Below are 17,829 nucleotides of genomic sequence, written 5' to 3' on the forward strand. Positions count from 1 at the left end.
ACGAGCGGCGTGCGGGCCGGCCGGAGGCGCGAGTGCGCGCGCGGGTTACGGTCTGCCGGCCTCGACGGGCAGGTGCCGTACGCCGACGATGACGGCCGGGTTCTGGTAGGTGACGTCCTCGTAGGACGGGATCGCCAGCATGCGGAATCGTTCATGCAGCATGCGCAGGGCGATCCGTGCCTCCAGCCGTGCCAGGGGCGCGCCGAAACAGAAGTGGATGCCGTGCCCGAAGGTCAGGTGCGGGTTCGGGTTCCGTGCCGTGTCGAAGACGTCGGGCTCGTCGAAGCGGGCGGGGTCCCGGTTGGCGGCGCCCAGATGGGCCATGAGCAGGGTGCCGGCGGGGATCTCGTGGCCGCCCAGGACCACGGGCCGGGTGACGCGGCGGCCCAGTTCGGGGAAGGGCGGCAGCCAGCGCAGCACCTCCTCGACGGCGGCCGGGATGCGGGCCGGGTCGGCGCGCAGCGCCTCGTCCGTGCCCGGGTGCCGGTCGAAGGTGACGACGGCGTTGCCCAGCAGCGCGGTCGTGGTGATGTGGCCCGCGACGAGCAGCAGGGCCACGAATCCGACCATCTCCTGGTCGGCGAGCCGGGCGCCGTCCACTTCGGCGGCGATGAGCCTGCTGGTGAGGTCGTCCCCCGGGCGGGCGCGGCGGGCGCGGATGTGCTCCAGCATGTAGCCGTTCATCTCGCGCACCGTGGGGGCGATGGCCTCCAGCGCCCGTTCCAGGTCGGCCATGTCGGGCGCCTCGCCGAGCTGGTCGCCGCCGAACAGGACGCTCGCCCACTCCTGGAAGAGGCGGTGCTCCTCGGCCGGGATGCCGAGCAGTTCGGCGATCACGATGATCGGCAGCGGGTACGCCAGTGCGTCGACCAGGTCGAACCGGTCGCGGCCGGCGACGTCGTCCAGCAGCCGGGCGCAGACGGCCTCGATGCGGGGTTCGAGTCCCTGCACGACCCGCGGGGTGAACGCCTGGCTGACCAGGGTACGGAGCTTGCGGTGCTCCGGCGGGTCCATGCCGACGAAGTTGCCCTGGGTGAAGGTCTCGAAGTCGGGCTGGGTGGGGGCGAGGGCGGAGAGGTCGGAGGAGTACGTCGCCGGGTCGGCGAGCACGGTGGCGACGGTCGCGTGGTCCAGCACCTGCCAGACGCCCTGCGTGTCGTCGTACCGCACGGGGCCGGCCCCGCGCAATTCACGCCAGCGGTCGGGTAATTCCTCCAGGAGGAGGGGCTCACCTGTCCGTTGCTTGCTGATCACCATGTCTCCTTGCTAGCGCGTGCGGGCACGGAGGAGTGACGCACACAGGGGGATGACGGGTGCCGTGGACGGCTCCGGGCACGGCCGCGCGGCCGCTGCCGGGGGCCGGGGCGAGAGGACGGACCCGCGTGGCACTGCGCGGGCGGCCGGAAGGCCGGACGGGGTCGGTCCGGCGCGGGAGCGCCCGGGACGGACGGTGCCGGGACGACCGGAGAATCTGCCGCCGGGATTGGCCGGAAGGCCGTCAGCACGTGCGGTGCAGGACCCGGCGGCCGCGCGTCCGGCCTTGATCCCGCGGCGGACACCGGCGCTCGCGGCGGTCCGTCATAATCCACCCCCTTGGCGATACCTCCCGCGCGGCTGACGCGCGGGACCCTCCCGGCTCGTGTACGGACAACGGGGCCCGCGGCCCCGACCGCTCGCAACGCGGTGCGAGAATACGCAGTCGCAGGGCATGCCACCCCACGATTGGCATGATGCGCACTCCGCGACACCTTCGTTTCGATGGAACGCGGCCACAGTCTTCACGGCGAGTCACACGCAAGCAACCCCCAGAAGTTGAACGCAGCGTGTTCTGATGATGATTTTGCGTCACCGTTCAGCCATGCCGGCCGGGTCCTGAGCGCACGCGGGACCTCGGCCGGATCGCCGCGCTCGCGGGTGCCCCCGGGCCCCGGAGGCAAACCCGCCGAGCCGGAAAAAGATGGCCGCTGGGCACCGCTCATGGCGTCGTCGGGCCCTCGCGCCGCACCCGGACACGCCGGAGCCGTGCCCGGCGGGAAATGGCCGAACCCGCTCCTGATCTGGGGTGACGATTCGGCCAGCGGACACCGCGGGGACCCCCGAGCGGCGGGACGGACGCCCGCGGCACGCGTCTGCCGGCCCCGCCGCCCCCGCGTCCCGGCCGACACGCCGCCGGCCCGTGCGGCGCGTGTCCGCTCGGGGGCCCAGGGGGCGCCGTTTTCCCCGCGACCGCATGGATTCGGCCATCACGGCGCGGCGGGGGCGCACGGGAAGCGCCCGTGTCACGCTCCGCGCATCGGATGGCTGGGCATGGGTGCGGGCTTACGGGGTATCCGCACGGGTTCGCCGGTCGGACCGCCGGGCCGGGCCACGGGTGCGCTCGCCGTGCGCGGGGCGCTGTCGCGAGGGAGTCTGGACCCCGGGATGCGACGCGCGGCCGTAGGAGGAGGTGGTCGGCGTGTCCGACGGGCCGGCGCCGGGACGGACGCCGCCGGCCGGCGCCGCGTCGGCCGGCCGGCCGGTGCTGTCGCTCGCCCTGGCCGCGGTGCTGGAGCGGGTGCACGCGCACTCTGGCGCCGTCTACCTGCTCAGACCCGATGAGCCCGTCCTGGAGATGGCGGTCATGGCGGGCATGCCCCGGGCCTTCGCGGCGCCGTGGGAGCGGGTAGGGCTGAGCGCACCGATCCCGGTCGCGGACGCTGTGCGCCTGCGGCGGCTGGTGTGGGTCGGCGGGGAGGAGGAGATGGCCCGCCTCTACCCGCGGATCTCGGTGGTGCTGCCGTATCCGTTCGCACTGGCCGCGCTGCCCGTGGCGACGGAGCGCGCGGTGTACGGCGCGGTGTTCGTGACCTGGCCCGGTGCGCACGCGCCGGAGCTGTCCGCCGCCGAGCGCGAGCAGCTGACGGCGGCCTGCGACCGGCTGGCGATGCGGCTGGAGCGGGCCGCCGAGCAGAACGTGCGGATCGGCCCCGAGGCCGACGTGCTCGCGGCCCCCGTGCCGGACGTGGCGGGCACGCTGGGCACGGTCGAGGCGGCGCGGATGGTCTCCCGGCTGCCGTACGGGCTGGTGTCGCTCGACCTGCACGGGCGGATCGCCTTCGCCAACCCGGCGGCGGCCGAGCTGCTCGGCAGACCGGCCGGTGAACTGCTCGGCACCCTGCCCTGGGTGTCGGTGCCCTGGCTGAACGACCCGATGTACGAGGACCGTTACCGGGCGGCGTTGATCAGCCAGCAGGTGATGTCGTTCGTGGCGCTGCGCCCGCCGGGCGAGTGGCTGTCGTTCCGGCTGTACCCGAGCACGACCGGACTGAGCGTGCGCGTCAGCCGGGCCCGGGCGGTGACGGACATGGCGCGCGAGACGCCGCGGGCGGATGCGCAGCCGTCCCGGCTGGTGACGATCTCACAGGTGCTGAGCCTGGCCGGCGCCCTGACCGAGGCCGTCGGGGTGCAGGACGTGGTGCAGCTGGTCTGGGACGAGGTGGCCCCGGCGGTCGGCAGCCAGGCGATGGCGATCCTCGGCTCGCAGGGCGGGCGGCTGCACGTGCTGGGGCAGCGCGGGTACGCGGACGTCCACTTCCTGGAGCGGTTCGACGGGATGCCGCTGTCCGACCGCACCCCGGGCACTCAGGCCCTGAACAGCGGGGTGCCGGCGTTCTTCGACTCGCGGGAGCAGCTGGAGCGGCTGTATCCGCGCCGGCGCGGGAGCCCGGACGGCTTCGCGGCGTGGGCGTACCTGCCGCTGATCGCGTCCGGGCGGCCGGTGGGCACGTGCGTGCTGGCCTACGCCGAACCGCACCTCTTCCCCGCCGACGAGCGGGCGGTCCTCACCTCCCTCGGCGGACTGATCGCGCAGGCCCTGGAGCGGGCCCTGCTCTACGACGCCAAGCACCGGCTGGCGCACGGCCTGCAGCAGGCGCTGCTGCCGCACACACTGGCCCCGCCGCCCGGCATCGAGGCCGCCGCGCGCTATCTGCCGGCCACCCACGGCATGGAGATCGGCGGCGATTTCTACGACCTGGTGCCCTCCCGGCCGCTGGCGGCGGCCGTGATCGGGGACGTCCAGGGACACAACGTGACGGCGGCCGGCCTGATGGGGCAGATCCGCACCGGGGTCCGCGCGTACACCACCGTCGGGCAGGAGCCGCACGAGGTGATGAGCAGCACCAACCGGCTGCTGATCGACCTCGGTGCGGACCTGTTCGCCAGCTGTCTGTACCTGCGGCTGGATCCGGCGCGAGGGCGGGCCGTCATGGCGCGCGCCGGCCACCCGCCGCCGCTGCTGAGACGGCCGGACGGACGGGTGCGCGTGCTGGACCTGGCCGGGGGGCCGCTGCTCGGGATCGACGCGGCGGCGGTTTACCCGACGACCGAGGTGTCCCTCGCGCCCGGTTCGGTGCTCGTCCTGTACACCGACGGTCTGGTGGAGTCGCCCGGCGTCGACATCGAGGACGCCCTGGTCGAACTCGGCGGACTGCTGTCGGAGCGGGGCGACCAGCCGCTGGAGAGTCTCGCGGACGAGGTCCTGCGGCAGAGCGCGGCGGCCCGGGAGCGGCTGGACGACGTGGCGCTGCTGCTGCTGCGGGCCGGGCCGGGGGGCTGACACCCGGCGAGCCCGCCCCGACGGGTGCGGGGCGGGCGTCGTGCCGTGGCCCGCGACGGCCCCAACCGCCGCGGTCCGGTTCCCTGCCCCGCGGTCCCCGGCCCGGGGGCCGCGGTCGGCGTGGTCCGCCCCTCCCGCCGGAGGGCCTGGGTGGACCCTGCCGGCCCGGGAACCGCGGTGGGACCGGCAGGGCGTTCGTTCGTGCAGGCGTGTCCGGCTCAGTTCGAGCCGGTGAGGGACGAGCCGTCGTCCGCCGAGCCGCTGCCGGACTGGTGACCGGCGCCGGACTGGTCGCCCGCACCCGACTGGTCACCCGCGCCGGACTGGTCGCCCGCACCTGCCTGGTCACCCTCACCCGCACCGGACTGGTCACCCGCACCTGCCTGGTCGCCTGCACCCGACTGGTCACCGGCGCCGGACTGGTCGCCCGCACCGGCACCCGACTGGTCACCGGCACCGGACTGGTCACCAGCACCCGACTGGTCACCAGCACCCGACTGGTCACCAGCACCTGCCTGGTCGCCCGCACCCGACTGGTCACCCGCACCTGCCTGGTCGCCCCCGCCTGCCTGGTCACCGGCGCCGAGGGTCGCGCCGGTGGCCTGGAGGGCGGCCGTCACGGGCTGGAAGAAGGTCTCGCCACCGTTGGTGCAGTCGCCGCTGCCGCCGGAGGTCAGGCCGACGGCGCCGCCTTCCTGGGTGAACAGGGAACCGCCGCTGTCGCCCGGCTCGGCGCAGACGTTGGTCTGGATGAGGCCGTTGACGGTGTCGACGCCGTTCGGGTCCGTCTCGCTCTGGAAGTTGACGGTGGCGTCGAGGCCGGTGACCTGGCCGTTGTGCAGACCGGTGGTGGACCCCATCCGGAACACCGTCTCGCCGACCGTGGCGTCGGCGGCCTGCTTGATCTGCACGGTCTGGCCGTTGCCCGTGTTGACCTCGCTGGGCGCCTGCGTGGCGGTGTCGTCGTACTTGACGAGCGAGAAGTCGCTGCCGGGGAAGGTGGCCTGGTCGACGGTGGCGATGGGCTGCCCGTTCTGGGAGTCGGACCACTCCTTGGCCGCGACCCCGCAGTGACCGGCCGTCAGGAAGGCGGGACTGCCGTCGGACGCGGTCACGTTGAAGCCGAGGGAGCAGCGGACGTTGCCGCCCTGCACCTGGGAGAAGATGGCGTCGCCGCCCGAGACGAAGGGCTTGAAGGTGCCGGCGGACTTCTTCAGCGTCGCCATGCCGGAGCCGAGGCCCCGTACGGTCGACTGCAGTCTGTTCCACTTGGCGCCGGTGACGGTGGAGTCGGCGGTGACCAGGACCTTGTTGGTGCGCGGGTCGACGGCCCAGGAGGTGCCCGGGATCGTCGCCCTGGTCTTCAGCGTCTTCGCGGCCGCCCGGAGTTCGGCGGTGCTGTTGTTCACGTCGCGGACGACCGCGCCCGCCTTCTTCGCCTGGACGATCACGTTCTTGTCGCCGTTGACCACGTTGACGACGAGCTGCTGCTTGCCGCTGTCGTAGTACGAACCGGCGAAGGCGTCGCCGAGGATCTTCTGCACCTGGGCGGCGAGGTCCGAGGCGTCGCCGGCCTTCAGGGTCTTGACGGAACCGCCGGCGCCCGACGCCTCGTCCTTGTCCTGGGAGGCGTTGGCGTTGGGCAGCAGGAGGGCCGCCGCTCCCAGCGCCGCGACGCCGCCCACCGCTATCGCGGCCTTGCGCTTGGGCATTCGCTTGTGACTCAACTTCTGACCTCCTGGGGGGACGGGGGTCTGCCCCTGCCGGGCAGTTCGTATCGCGGCGCCTGGATGGCCGTACGTACGCACCGGCCGCGTGGTGTGTTCAATCGCCTCGGCCAACGGCCCTGCTTCGGGGGTGAATCGGCCACGCTCCGCGTGCGGCGGCGGGCCGCCGGGAACACTCCCCCACATGACGATGACCACCGCCGAGGCCGACAAGATCCTCTCCGCCAACTTCGCGCCCTGGGTGCTCGATCTGGGGCTCACCGTCGAGGCCGTGGGCGAGGACCGTGCCGTGCTGCGGCTGCCCTGGTCGGACCGGCTGGCCCGGGAGGGCGGGGGGCTGTCGGGACAGGCGCTGATGGCGGCCGCCGACACGGCCACCGTGATCGCCGTGTCGGCCGCGCGGGGCGGATTCGTGCCCATGACGACGATTCAGCAGTCGACGTCGTTCCAGCGGGCGGTGACGGGCGCGGATGTCCTGATCGAAGCGGTCCTCACCAAGCTCGGCCGCCGGACGGCGTTCGCGGACGTCTCGTTGCGCGACGCGGGCTCGGGCGCGCTCGCGGCCCGGGCCAGCACCGTCTACGCGATCCTCGGCTGACACTCACGGCGACGGTCCGGTCACCCGGCGTTCCCGGAACGGACCGGAATCCCTGCTTCAGGGAATCTACACATTGAATGCTCAACCAAGTCACCACCGTCGGCGTATCTGCACATCCGCGCGCCCCCCGGCACACCTTTGGCGCGGAGTGCCGGATTCGACGCCGCGAGGGCAAGGGAGGCGGCGCGACGAAGCCGTGCGGCATGTGAAGGAGTCGCCCGCAAGGCGTGCGCACGTCTGCACGCTTGACCCCCTCCGGAAACCAAGTTCCCAGGTGAGAGCCCTGATTGATTGGAAGCACGCGCCACGTGCGTGCTTTGATCCATCGCACCGCAGGAGTTGCCCGGGTCCCCGGAGACGGGTGCCCGGCGCCCGGCGGTCGCGGCCGTCCGTCTGTCCCCAGAGGGGGCCGCTCTCCCCCTTGTGAAATATCCATATGAAGGGAAGTTCCACCATGAACTCCACCCCCCAGGTCGAGACCGTCGAGATCTCGGACGCCGAGCTGGACAACGTCTCCGGCGGCCTTTCCGTGAACGCCCTGAACACCGTGACCGGCGCCGTCAACGGCGTTGCCCCGGTCTCCGGCGTGGTGGACACGGCCATCGGCACCGTCGAGGGCGTCACCGGCCTGAACACCCAGCCGCTGACCAACCTGGTCGCCGGTCTCTGATCGCACGCCGGTGCCATCCCGGTCCCGGAGCCGTCCCCGGCTCCGGGGCTCTCGGGTGCCCGAAGGCGCACCGCGGTCCCGGCGGCGCGCCCGGACCCTGTCGTGAAGATGTCTCTCCTCGGGTGAGGGAAGTTCCGTGCAGTTCCGCCAACAGGCCCTCGCCAAGCTCCAGTCGCCGGAGGAGCTGGACCTCCCGGTGCGGCTCGCCCGCCCGCGGGGCCGGCTCGCGCTGGGCGTCACCGTCGTCGTCATGGCGGCGGCCTCCGTCTGGGCCGTGACCGGCTCGGTCTCCTCCACGGTGAGCGCGCAGGCCGTTCTCACGCACGGGCAGGGCAGTTATCTGCTCCAGAGCCCCGTGTCCGGCCAGGTGACGGCCGTCCTCGCCCGGCAGGGCGACCGGCTGCCCGCCAACGCGCCCGTGCTCCAGGTCCGTACGGCCGGCGGCACTTCGGTGATCCGCACCGTGGCCGCGGGCCGGGTCACCACGCTCGCCGCCACGATCGGGCAGATCATCCGGACCGGCACCGACGTCGCCGCCGTGGAGAAGATCGCCCACGCCTCCGACCCGTTGTACGCGACCGTGTACGTCCCCGCCGGCAGCGCCGCCGCCATCCCGGCGCACGCGTCCGTGGACCTCACCGTGTCGTCGGTGCCCAGCCGGCAGTACGGCGTGCTGCGCGGCCGGGTGAAGTCGGTGGACCGCACCGCCCAGTCCGCCCAGTCCGTCGCCGCGTTCCTCGGTGACGGCCAGCTCGGTGAGCAGTTCACCCGCGAGGGCCGCCCGGTGGCCGTCCTGGTCGAACTGGACAGGTCCGCGGACACCCGCAGCGGCTACCGCTGGTCCACCGCCGAAGGACCGCCGTACCGGCTCGACTCGATGACCCTCGCCTCCGCCTCGGTCGAACTGGCCGACCAGCGTCCCGTCGATTGGCTGCTGCCGTGACCACCACCCAGGAGACCCGTGGCCGCAGACGGGCCGCCCCGGCCGGGCGGCCGGTCCCCAAGTCCCGTACGCGGGCGGTCCGTACGCCGACCGTGCTGCAGATGGAGGCCGTGGAGTGCGGCGCCGCCTCCCTCGCGATGGTCCTCGGCCACCACGGCCGGCACGTCCCGCTGGAGGAGCTGCGCATCGCCTGCGGTGTCTCCCGGGACGGCTCGCGCGCCAGCAACCTGCTGAAGGCGGCCCGCGGTTACGGCCTGACGGCCAAGGGCATGCAGATGGACCTGGCCGCCCTCGCGGAGGTGCGCGCGCCGGCCATCCTGTTCTGGGAGTTCAACCACTACGTCGTCTACGACGGCATGGGCCGCCGCTTCGGCCGGCGCGGCGTGTTCGTCAACGACCCCGCCAAGGGCCGCCGGTTCGTGCCCCTGGAGGAGTTCGACGGCAGCTACACCGGCGTCGTCCTGGTGATGGAGCCCGGCGAGGGCTTCACCCCGGGCGGGCGCCGGCCGGGCGTGCTGGGCGCGATGCCGGCCCGGCTGCGCGGCACCGCCGGCGCCCTGCCCGCCGCCGTGCTGGCCAGCCTGCTGCTCGTCGCGGTGGGCGCGGCCGTCCCCGCGCTCAGCCGCACCTACATCGACATGTTCCTCATCGGCGGCCGGACCTCGCTGCTGGGCGTGCTGTTCGCCTCGATGGCCACCTGCGTGCTGCTCACCCTGGTGCTGACCTGGCTCCAGCAGGCCAACCTGCTGCACGGCCGGATCATCTCCTCCACCCTCTCCAGCGCCCGCTTCCTGCGCCACCTGCTGCGGCTGCCGGTGACGTTCTTCGCCCAGCGCTCCCCCGCCGACCTGGTGCAGCGGCTGCAGTCCAACGACCAGGTCGCCGAGACCCTGGCCCGCGACCTCGCGGCGGCGGGCGTGGACGCGATCGTGGTCGTGCTGTACGCCGTGCTGCTCTACGCCTACGACCCGCAGCTGACGTTCGTCGGCATCGGCGTGGCCATGCTGAACGTGGTGGCCATGCGGCTGGTCGTACGACTGCGGGCGACCCGTACGGCGAAGCTGCGCGCGGACACGGCGAGGCTGACCAACACCTCCTACACCGGCCTGCAGCTGATCGAGACGATGAAGGCGACCGGCGGTGAGGACGGCTACTTCCGCAAGTGGGCCGGCCAGCACGCCGCCACGCTGGAGGAACAGCAGCGCCTCGGGGTGCCGAGCGCCTGGCTCGGGGTGGTCGCGCCGACGCTCGCGGCCCTCAACAGCGCGCTGATCCTGTGGATCGGCGGCATGCGGGCGGTCGAGGGCCACCTGTCGGTCGGCCTGCTCGTCGCCTTCCAGGCGCTGGTCACCCGGTTCACCGCGCCGCTGACCCGGCTCAACGGCGTGGCGGGCCGGATCCAGGACTTCGCGGCCGACGTGGCCCGGCTGAAGGACGTGGAGAACTTCCAGGCCGACCCGCTCTACGCCCGCCACGGCGGGGGCGACTCGACGCGCCGGCTGCACGGGCACGTCGAGCTGGAGAACGTCACGTTCGGCTACAGCCCGCTGGACCAGCCGCTGCTGAGCGGCTTCGACCTGACCGTGGGCCCCGGGCAGCAGGTGGCACTGGTGGGCGGCTCGGGCAGCGGCAAATCCACGGTGTCCCGGCTCATCTCGGGGCTGTACGCGCCGTGGGACGGCGTGATCCGCATCGACGGCCGGCGGCTGGAGGACATCCCGCGCGGCGCGCTCGCCTCCTCCGTCTCCTTCGTCGACCAGGACGTGTTCCTGTTCGAGGGCTCGGTCCGTGACAACGTCGCCCTGTGGGATCCGTCGATCCCGGACGAGGCCGTGGTGGAGGCGCTGAAGGACGCCGCCCTGTACGACGTGGTGACGCGCCGGCCCGGCGGCATCCACAGCCCTGTCGAGCAGGACGGCCGCAACTTCTCCGGCGGCCAGCGCCAGCGCCTGGAGATCGCCCGGGCGCTGGTGCGGCGGCCCAGCATCCTGGTGCTGGACGAGGTGACCAGCGCCCTGGACGCGGAGACCGAACTGGTGGTGATGGACAACCTGCGCCGGCGCGGCTGCGCCTGCGTGGTGATCGCCCACCGGCTGAGCACGGTCCGCGACAGCGACGAGATCGTCGTGCTCCAGCACGGCACGGTCGTCGAACGCGGGCGGCACGAGGAGCTGGTGGCGCGCGGCGGCGCGTACGCCGCGCTGGTCAGGGAGCGGTGAGATGACGTCCGTGCACGAAGGGGACGTGGTCCTCGGGGCGTTCGGTTCGCTGGGCACGCGGTTCGACTGCGCGGGTCTGGGCCGCGTGGACCTGGAGGGCCCCCAGGTGCTGTGGCTGGTCGCGGCCGGCGCCCTGGACCTGTTCGCGGTGGACGCCGCCCAGCAGGGCCACTGGCACCACCTCGGCCGGCTGGAGCCGGGCGCGCTGCTGCTCGGCCCGGTCACCGGCCCTGAGCACACCCTGGTGGCCCGCCCGGTCCGCGACTGCGTGCTGCACCGCGTCGGCCTCCGCGAGCTGTACCAGCCGGCGGACACCCAGACCTGGTCGTACGACGAGTACGGCAACCCGCAGTACGTGCCCCCCACGTCGAGCCCGCTGGAGTACGCCCTCGCACTCGGTGTGGGCCGCGGTCTGTCCGTGCTCTTCCAGGCGCCGCTGGCCGAGGACCGGGCCGCCGCGCCCGCCGACGACGACGTGTTCTGGATGCAGGTGCCGCCGGGCAGCGCGCAGTACGGCTCGCTGTACGGCGCGGAGGCCGCCGCGGACCTGCTGATGGACCCGGCGCTGTGGCAGAGCCTGGTCGACCAGCAGTACCGGCTGCTGACCGCGCTGGACCGGTGGATCGAGCAGCTGGAGCGCAGCCACGAGACGCGTACGGCCGCCGGGATCAAGGCCGGTGAGGCGGTCCGCGCCCAGGCCGACCGGACACTGCTGGCCTCCATCGGCAGGCCCTCCGCCCGCCGTACCACGGCCGCCGACGCGGACGCCACGTACGCCGCCTGCAGGCTGGTCGCCGAGGCGGCCGGGATCACCCTGGCCGGGCCGGCGCAGGGCGGCACCGGCAGCGACCGGCTGGACCCGGTCGAGCGGGTGGCCCTCGCCTCCCGGGTGCGCACCCGTGCCGTACGCCTGGACGGGCGCTGGTGGCGGGAGAACGTGGGCCCGCTGGTCGGGCACCGGGCGCTGTCCGGGGCGCCGGTCGCCCTGCTGTGGCGGCGCGGCGGCTACGTGGCCGTACAGCCCGCGACCGGGCGCGAGACGCCGGTCGAGAAGGCGAACGCCGAGGAGTTCGAGCCGCGCGCGGTGATGTTCTACCGGCCACTGCCGGACCGGCGGCTCGGACCGCTGGGACTGCTGCGCTTCAGCCTGCGCGGCACCCGCGGCGACCTGCTCAACCTGCTGCTCGCGGGGCTGGTGACGGTGGCGATCGGTGCACTGGTGCCGATCGCCACGGGCAAGGTGCTCGGCGAGTACGTGCCACAGGCCCGGACGGGCCTGATCGCCCAGGTGTGCCTGGCCGTGATGGTGAGCGCGGTGGTGGCGGCGGCGTTCACGCTGCTGGAGAACCTGTCCATCCTGCGGCTGGAGGGCCGTATCGAGGCGGCGCTGCAGCCGGCCGTGTGGGACAGGCTGCTCCGGCTCCCGACCCGGTTCTTCACCCAGCGCTCGACCGGTGAACTGGCCAGCGCGGCCATGGGCATCAGCGCGATCCGCCGGCTGCTGGCGGGGGTCGGGCCGGTGGTCGCGCAGTCGGTGACGGTGGGCGCGATGAACCTCGCCCTGCTGTTCTGGTACAGCCCGGCGATGGCGGCGGCGGCGGTCGGCATGCTCGTGGTCGTCGCGGCCGTGTTCCTGGGGCTCGGGCTGTGGCAGGTGCGCTGGCAGCGACGGCTCGTGGTGCTCGGCAACAAGCTGAACAACCAGGCGTTCCAGACCCTGCGCGGGCTGCCCAAACTGCGGGTGGCGGCGGCGGAGAACTACGCGTACGCGGCCTGGGCACGCGAGTTCGCGCGCAGCCGGGAACTCCAGCAGCGGGTCGGCCGGATCAAGAACCTCAGCACCGTGCTGGGCGCGGTCTACCTGCCGGTGTGCACCCTGCTGATGTTCATGCTGCTGGCGGGACCGGCCAAGGGCTCGATGTCGGCGGCGGACTTCCTGGCCTTCAACACCTCGGTGACCATGGTGCTGACCGCGGTGACGCAGCTGACCGGCGCCTTCGTGTCGGCGGTGGGGGCACTGCCGCTCTTCGAGGAGATCAGGCCGGTGCTGGACGCCGCGCCCGAGGTGCGCACGGCGAGCACCCGCCCCGGGCCGCTCTCCGGCGCGGTGGAGGCCCGCCGGCTGTCGTTCCGGTACGCCGACGACGGCCCGCTCGTCCTGGACGACGTGTCCTTCGCCGTGCGCCCCGGGGAGTTCGTCGCGGTCGTCGGCCCGAGCGGCTGCGGCAAGTCCACGCTGCTGCGGCTGCTCATCGGCTTCGACAAGCCGGTCTCCGGCAGCGTCCTGTACGACGGCCAGGACCTGGCGGCCCTCGACCGGTCGGCGGTGCGCCGCCAGTGCGGAGTGGTCCTCCAGCACGCGCAGCCCTTCACCGGCTCCATCCTGGACGTCATCTGCGGCACCGAGCCGTACACGCCGGAGGAGGCGATGGCGGCGGCGGAGCTGGCCGGGCTCGCGGAGGACATCCAGCGGATGCCGATGGGACTGCACACGATCGTCGCGGGCAACGGCGCGATCTCCGGCGGCCAGCGGCAGCGCCTGATGATCGCCCAGGCCCTCATCCGGCGCCCGCGCATCCTCTTCCTGGACGAGGCGACCAGCGCCCTGGACAACGACACCCAGCGCATCGTCATCGACAGCACCCGCAAGCTGAACGCCACCCGTGTCGTCATCGCCCACCGGCTGTCGACGGTGCTGGACGCCGACCGGGTGATCGTGATGGAGGAGGGCAAGGTCGTCCAGCAGGGCGCGCCGGCCGAACTGCTCGCGGACACGGGCGGCCGCCTGCACGAGCTGGTCCGCAGGCAGCTGGCGTAAGACCCTCGGGTCTACGGCAGACCCTGGTCCCGTCGGTCCCTCGGTCCCCTGCGGTCGTCCCGGTGGTCGTGGTGCGGCATCCAGTGGTGCTCGCAGAACCAGCGGCCGAACAGCGCGCCGCCGTAGATGACGAAGCCGACGCCGATGAGCCAGGACTCGACGACGAGTACGGTGCCGACGGCACCGTAGCTGAGCGCGTTGGTGACGATGAGCGGGGTGAAGACGAGGAAGGAGAAGCCCCGCAGTCCGGCCAGGCCCACGACGGTGGCGACCGCGCCGGGCAGCAGGGCGCGCCAGCGGACCTGCCCGCCGAGCAGGAAGCGCTGCCCCCACCAGAAGAACAGCACGCCGCTGAGCGCGGACAGCCCGATCCGCTGGTAGCCGTGCAGCGCCGCCTTCGTCGTCACCTCCTGGTAGAGGTAGGCCGTGAGCACCACCAGCCAGGTGGCCTGCCGCCACACCCGGTGCCAGGGGCCGGCGGCGAGGCCCCAGATCCGTTCGTAGGCGTTCTGCACGCTGCCGCCGAAGGACACGCCGAAGACGGCGAGCAGGACGCCGCTCCAGACGCTGGTGGTGCCGATGACCTTGCGCGGGGGACTGATGACGTCGGTGAGCACATGGGCGGAGCGTCCCGACAGCCCCATGCCGTCGGTGAGCCACGAGGCGAAACCGCCCCGCACCAGAGGATCCGCGGCGGCGACCACGATGAGCAGCGGCGCCAGCGTCACGAGGGCGAGCGTGGCGAATCCCATGGCCCGGTGCATCAGCTCGAGCTCACGGCCGTGTGCGAACAGGGCTCCGATGCTCAGCCATTCCCTAGCGCGGTGCAGGCCGCGTCGCAACCGGTTCACGACTCCTCCCGGGCTCGCCGCCCACACGCTCTCTGTGCCGATTCATCCATCCCCGCGCGCCCCGGGCAAGTCGCGGCAGGGCCGCGGGCACCGGCACGGCGCAATACCGGGCGGCCGGGTACGCCCGAACCGGCGACACGAGCGGCGGATGCGCCCTTCGCGCGCCGCGGCACCGGAGAATCGGCACCCGTGCGTACTCCTGCCCAGGTGCCCCACGCGGTGCCGCCCCCGCCGGGCGGCGGACGGCGGACCCTCATCGTCAGCGCGAGCATGGGGGCCGGCCATGACACCGTGGCCGCCGAACTCGCGCGCCGCGCGACGTCGTACGGGCACGAGCCGCACGTGGTCGACGTGCTGCGGCTGCTGCCGTGCGGCCTGGGCACCGGGCTGCGCCAGGGCTACCGGGCCTCGGTGCGGCACGCGCCCTGGGTGTACGCCGGCGTCTACGGCGCGTTCCTGCGCGGCGGCGGCCCGCGTCCCAGCGGGGTGCCGCTGGCCCGGCTCGCCGGCGACCGGCTGACCGGCCTCGTGGACCGGCTGGGGATCGACGTGGTGGTGTCCGTCTTCCACCTCGCCGCGCAGCTGACCGGCCACCTGAGGTCCCGGGGTGTCCTGCGCGTGCCCAGCACCGTGTTCCTGCTCGACTTCGCCGTGCACCGGCAGTGGCTGCATCCCGGCAACGACCGGTACCTGTGCCTGACGGACGCGGCGGCGGCCGAGGTGCGCGCGGCGGTCGGAGCGCGCACCGTGACGACCGGCCCGGTGGTCGCGCCCGCCTTCCGCGCGCCGGCGCCGGGAGCGGCCCGCTGGCGGGAACGCTTCGCCGGACGGGCGCCCGGCCGGCCGCCGGTACTGCTGTCCGCGGGCGCCTGGGGTGCGGCCTCCGGCCTGGCCGCCACGGCCCGGACGCTGGCGGGGGCCGGGTACCTGCCGGTCGTGCTGTGCGGCCGCCATCAGCGGCTGCGCGAGCGGGTGTCCCGGGTTCCGTGGGCCGTCGCCCTGGACTGGACCGACGACATGCCCGGGCTGCTGTGCGCGGCGTACGCCCTGGTCGACAACGCCGCCGGCCAGACCGCCGTGCAGGCCCTCGCGGCGGGCCTGCCCGTGGTGGGACACCGCCCCCTGCCCGGCCACGGGGCGGACGGGGTCCGGCGGATGGCCGGCCTCGGCCTGTCGGAGTACGCCCCCGACGGCCCCGCCCTCCTGGAGGCCCTCGGCAGGCTCGCGGAGAACGGCCGGGAACGCACGTCCCTGGCGGCCCGCGGCCGGGCCCTGTTCCGGTGCGACGCGATGGAGCACGTGGCCGGACTGTGAGACACCGGGCGCGCGCCGCCTGTCCACGCCCCGGCGGCACGGCCCGGGACCGGGCCCCGTACCGGCACGACCGGATGTACGTGGCCGGACCACGACACCAGCCGCGCGCCACCCGCCCACCGCCCAGCGACACGCCCCAGGGCCGAGCCCCGCACCCGCACCACCCGGGACCGGGCCCCCTGCCGGCACGACCCCATAGAGCACGCGACCGGACCATGACACCACGCCCGCGCCGCCCGCCCACAGCCCGGCGGCAGGCACACCGCACCCGCTCACGACCGCCGTGCACGCGGCCGGACCGTGGGACGCCTGGGCGGGGCGGCGGCCTGCGGGGGCGCCCCGCGCAGCACACCTAGATCCGCCTGCCTCCACCGGCCGGCGCCACGGGTGCGCCGTGTTCGTGCAGGGGGCCGATCGTCAGGCCCGCCCGCCGGCAGCTCTCGACGAGGGCCGGCAGGGCGCCCAGGGCCGAGTGCCAGCAGCCGGGGGCCGCGTGGCGGTCGGAGTCGTGCAGCAGGATCGTGCCGCCGCCGCGCAGGTCCGCCGCGACGTGGGCGCGTACGGAGGAGGGGGTGGCATCCGCCGTCCAGTCCTTGCCCCAGGCCGACCACAGGACCGTCCGCAGCCCGGCGCGCCGGGCGGCCGACCAGCGACCGGCGGTGAGGATGCCGTACGGCGGGCGGTACCACCGCGGCCGGTGGCCGGTGGCGTCCCGCACCGCGCGGACGGTGCGGGCGAGCTCCTCGGCGTCCCGCAGGGGCGCGGGGCGCCAGGGGCGGTCGTGGGTCCAGCCGTGGACCGCCGGCTCGTGCCCGCGCCGTGCGGTCTCCCGGGCCAGCTCGGGGTGGCGCACGACGTGCTCGCCGAGCAGGAAGAAGGTCGCCCGCACCCCCAGGTCGTCCAGCGCGTCGAGGAAGCGCGGCGTCGACTCCGGATCCGGGCCGTCGTCGAAGGTCAGGGCCACGTGCCGGCGGCGGCCGGTGCCGGAGAGGGCCGGGAAGAGCCGCAGCCGTACGCCCGGGAGCCAGGTGGCCGCCGGGCCGATGTGCGCGGCGGCGATCGCGGCGGGCAGCAGGAGCGCCGCCGTCCGCCACGGGCGGTCGGTCACGGGTGACATCGGTGAGCCCCCTCCTGGGTGTGCGACGGGAGTGGTCCTCGGATTCAGTGTCCCCGCGGCGCCGGTGTCCGCCTCCCCTTCCGTTGCGGCGGCCCGTGCGGCGCGGACGTGTCCCAGTGCTCTCCGGCGGACTGGTCCTGGGCCAGCCCGATGCTGCCCGCGCCGATCAGGGCGACGCCGATCACCTCGGGTACCACGTTCAGCCCGAGCCGGATCGTCTCGGCGAACAGCACCCAGCCGAGGACGACGCTGGTGAGCGCGTCCCCGAGCGTGAGCGCGGGCTGGGAGGCCGTCAGGGAGCCGGCGCCGAGCGCGCCCTGCAGCAGCAGGAAGGCGACGAGTCCGGCGGCGGCCGTGGCGTACGGCGACCAGTGCGCGAACATCGCCCCGGGGCCGTGCCCGAGCCGGCCGACGGCCTCTTTGAGCAGCGCCGCGGTGGTGGCGAAGCAGACGGCGGAGGCCAGGCCGAGCAGTGCCGCCCGGGGCGCGCCCCTCGTCGGCCGGGAGACGCCCACGAGCAGGACGACGGCCCCGAGCACCCCGAGGCCGCCGAGCAGCCAGTTCAGGGGCGGTGCGCTGGGCCGGCCGGGTGACGGCGCCGCCGCCAGGAGGAACACGGCCAGCCCCACGGCGAGGGCGACGAACGCCAGCCAGGTACGGCGTTCGGGGCGCCGCCGGAAGACCACGCTGCCCACCACGAGGGTGAACAGCAGCTCCGCGGCGAGCAGGGGCTGGACGAGGGACAGGCTGCCGGCGGCCAGCGCCCCCGCCTGCAGCACGAAGGACAGGGCCAGCAGCCCGGCGCCCGCGATCCAGTGCGGGCGCCGCAGTATGTTGCGGAACCGGCGCACGACGGACCCCGCCCCGGTGCCCTCCTGCGGCTCCTCCACGGCGGCCCGGCGCTGCAGCACCGAGGCCGCCGCGTTGGACAGGGCCGCGAGCAGGGCGAGGACCACCGTGACGGCGATCATGCCG

The 17,829-nt window shown here is 74.1% G+C and carries 12 protein-coding genes; 7 read left to right on the top strand and 5 right to left on the bottom strand.

The annotated features are described in order from the left end of the window. Positions 1 to 45: 45 nt before the first annotated feature. Entirely contained in the window at positions 46 to 1,254 is a 1,209-nt protein-coding gene (locus tag IE177_RS11465) for a cytochrome P450 (protein WP_190015454.1), read from the bottom strand. Positions 1,255 to 2,446: 1,192 nt separating this feature from the next. Between IE177_RS11465 and IE177_RS11470 the strand changes: the two genes are divergently transcribed. Next, positions 2,447 to 4,597, top strand: a complete 2,151-nt coding sequence (locus tag IE177_RS11470) for a SpoIIE family protein phosphatase (RefSeq protein WP_373305069.1) — start codon at positions 2,447 to 2,449, stop codon at positions 4,595 to 4,597. Between the two features lie 218 nt (positions 4,598 to 4,815). On the opposite strand, the gene IE177_RS11475 is transcribed toward IE177_RS11470, so the two are convergent. After that, positions 4,816 to 6,309 (bottom strand): S1 family peptidase, encoded by a 1,494-nt coding sequence (locus IE177_RS11475; protein ID WP_190015455.1) that lies wholly within the window; start codon positions 6,307 to 6,309, stop codon positions 4,816 to 4,818. Positions 6,310 to 6,508: 199 nt separating this feature from the next. On the opposite strand from IE177_RS11475, the gene IE177_RS11480 reads away from it, so the two are divergent. The 5 genes from IE177_RS11480 (at position 6,509) to IE177_RS11500 (ending at position 13,572) form a co-directional block, all read left to right on the top strand. Next, positions 6,509 to 6,922, top strand: coding sequence for a PaaI family thioesterase (locus IE177_RS11480; RefSeq protein ID WP_190015160.1), 414 nt, complete (start codon positions 6,509 to 6,511; stop codon positions 6,920 to 6,922). A gap of 454 nt (positions 6,923 to 7,376) precedes the next feature. Beyond that, a complete protein-coding gene (locus tag IE177_RS11485) occupies positions 7,377 to 7,592 on the top strand; it encodes a type A2 lantipeptide (RefSeq protein ID WP_190015161.1) in 216 nt (71 codons plus the stop codon). A 136-nt stretch (positions 7,593 to 7,728) separates the two neighbouring features. Then, entirely contained in the window at positions 7,729 to 8,535 is an 807-nt protein-coding gene (locus IE177_RS11490) for an HlyD family efflux transporter periplasmic adaptor subunit (RefSeq protein WP_190015162.1), read from the top strand. Then, complete coding sequence (locus tag IE177_RS11495) at positions 8,532 to 10,754, top strand: NHLP family bacteriocin export ABC transporter peptidase/permease/ATPase subunit (protein ID WP_190015163.1); 2,223 nt, start codon at positions 8,532 to 8,534, stop codon at positions 10,752 to 10,754. Before IE177_RS11490 ends, IE177_RS11495 begins: the two co-directional genes overlap by 4 nt. Before the next feature lies 1 nt (position 10,755). Beyond that, positions 10,756 to 13,572 (top strand): NHLP bacteriocin export ABC transporter permease/ATPase subunit, encoded by a 2,817-nt coding sequence (locus tag IE177_RS11500; RefSeq protein ID WP_190015164.1) that lies wholly within the window; start codon positions 10,756 to 10,758, stop codon positions 13,570 to 13,572. A gap of 11 nt (positions 13,573 to 13,583) precedes the next feature. On the opposite strand, the gene IE177_RS11505 is transcribed toward IE177_RS11500, so the two are convergent. Beyond that, positions 13,584 to 14,423, bottom strand: a complete 840-nt coding sequence (locus IE177_RS11505; protein ID WP_229816010.1) for a YhjD/YihY/BrkB family envelope integrity protein — start codon at positions 14,421 to 14,423, stop codon at positions 13,584 to 13,586. Between the two features lie 270 nt (positions 14,424 to 14,693). On the opposite strand from IE177_RS11505, the gene IE177_RS11510 reads away from it, so the two are divergent. Continuing rightward, on the top strand, positions 14,694 to 15,737 hold the full coding sequence (locus tag IE177_RS11510) for an MGDG synthase family glycosyltransferase (protein WP_190015456.1): 1,044 nt from the start codon (positions 14,694 to 14,696) through the stop codon (positions 15,735 to 15,737). A 352-nt stretch (positions 15,738 to 16,089) separates the two neighbouring features. Here the strand turns inward: IE177_RS11510 and IE177_RS11515 are convergent, their stop codons facing one another. Then, positions 16,090 to 16,854 (bottom strand): polysaccharide deacetylase family protein, encoded by a 765-nt coding sequence (locus tag IE177_RS11515; protein WP_190015165.1) that lies wholly within the window; start codon positions 16,852 to 16,854, stop codon positions 16,090 to 16,092. 44 nt (positions 16,855 to 16,898) lie between these two features. Beyond that, positions 16,899 to 17,825 carry a DMT family transporter gene (locus tag IE177_RS11520; protein ID WP_190015166.1) on the bottom strand — a complete coding sequence of 309 codons (927 nt, stop codon included), beginning with the start codon at positions 17,823 to 17,825 and terminating at the stop codon, positions 16,899 to 16,901. Positions 17,826 to 17,829: the final 4 nt, after the last annotated feature.

Source organism: Streptomyces lucensis JCM 4490 (assembly GCF_014650035.1).
Taxonomy (GTDB): Bacteria; Actinomycetota; Actinomycetes; order Streptomycetales; family Streptomycetaceae; genus Streptomyces; species Streptomyces lucensis.

Bases quoted from the DNA above. Each gene is read 5' to 3' on its own strand.
- IE177_RS11475 (WP_190015455.1), bottom strand. From the start codon at position 6,309: ATGCCCAAGCGCAAGGCCGCGATAGCGGTGGGCGGCGTCGCGGCGCTG.
- IE177_RS11480 (WP_190015160.1), top strand. From the start codon at position 6,509: ATGACGATGACCACCGCCGAGGCCGACAAGATCCTCTCCGCCAACTTC.
- IE177_RS11485 (WP_190015161.1), top strand. From the start codon at position 7,377: ATGAACTCCACCCCCCAGGTCGAGACCGTCGAGATCTCGGACGCCGAG.
- IE177_RS11500 (WP_190015164.1), top strand. From the start codon at position 10,756: ATGACGTCCGTGCACGAAGGGGACGTGGTCCTCGGGGCGTTCGGTTCG.
- IE177_RS11510 (WP_190015456.1), top strand. From the start codon at position 14,694: ATGGGGGCCGGCCATGACACCGTGGCCGCCGAACTCGCGCGCCGCGCG.
- IE177_RS11515 (WP_190015165.1), bottom strand. From the start codon at position 16,854: ATGTCACCCGTGACCGACCGCCCGTGGCGGACGGCGGCGCTCCTGCTG.
- IE177_RS11520 (WP_190015166.1), bottom strand. From the start codon at position 17,825: ATGATCGCCGTCACGGTGGTCCTCGCCCTGCTCGCGGCCCTGTCCAAC.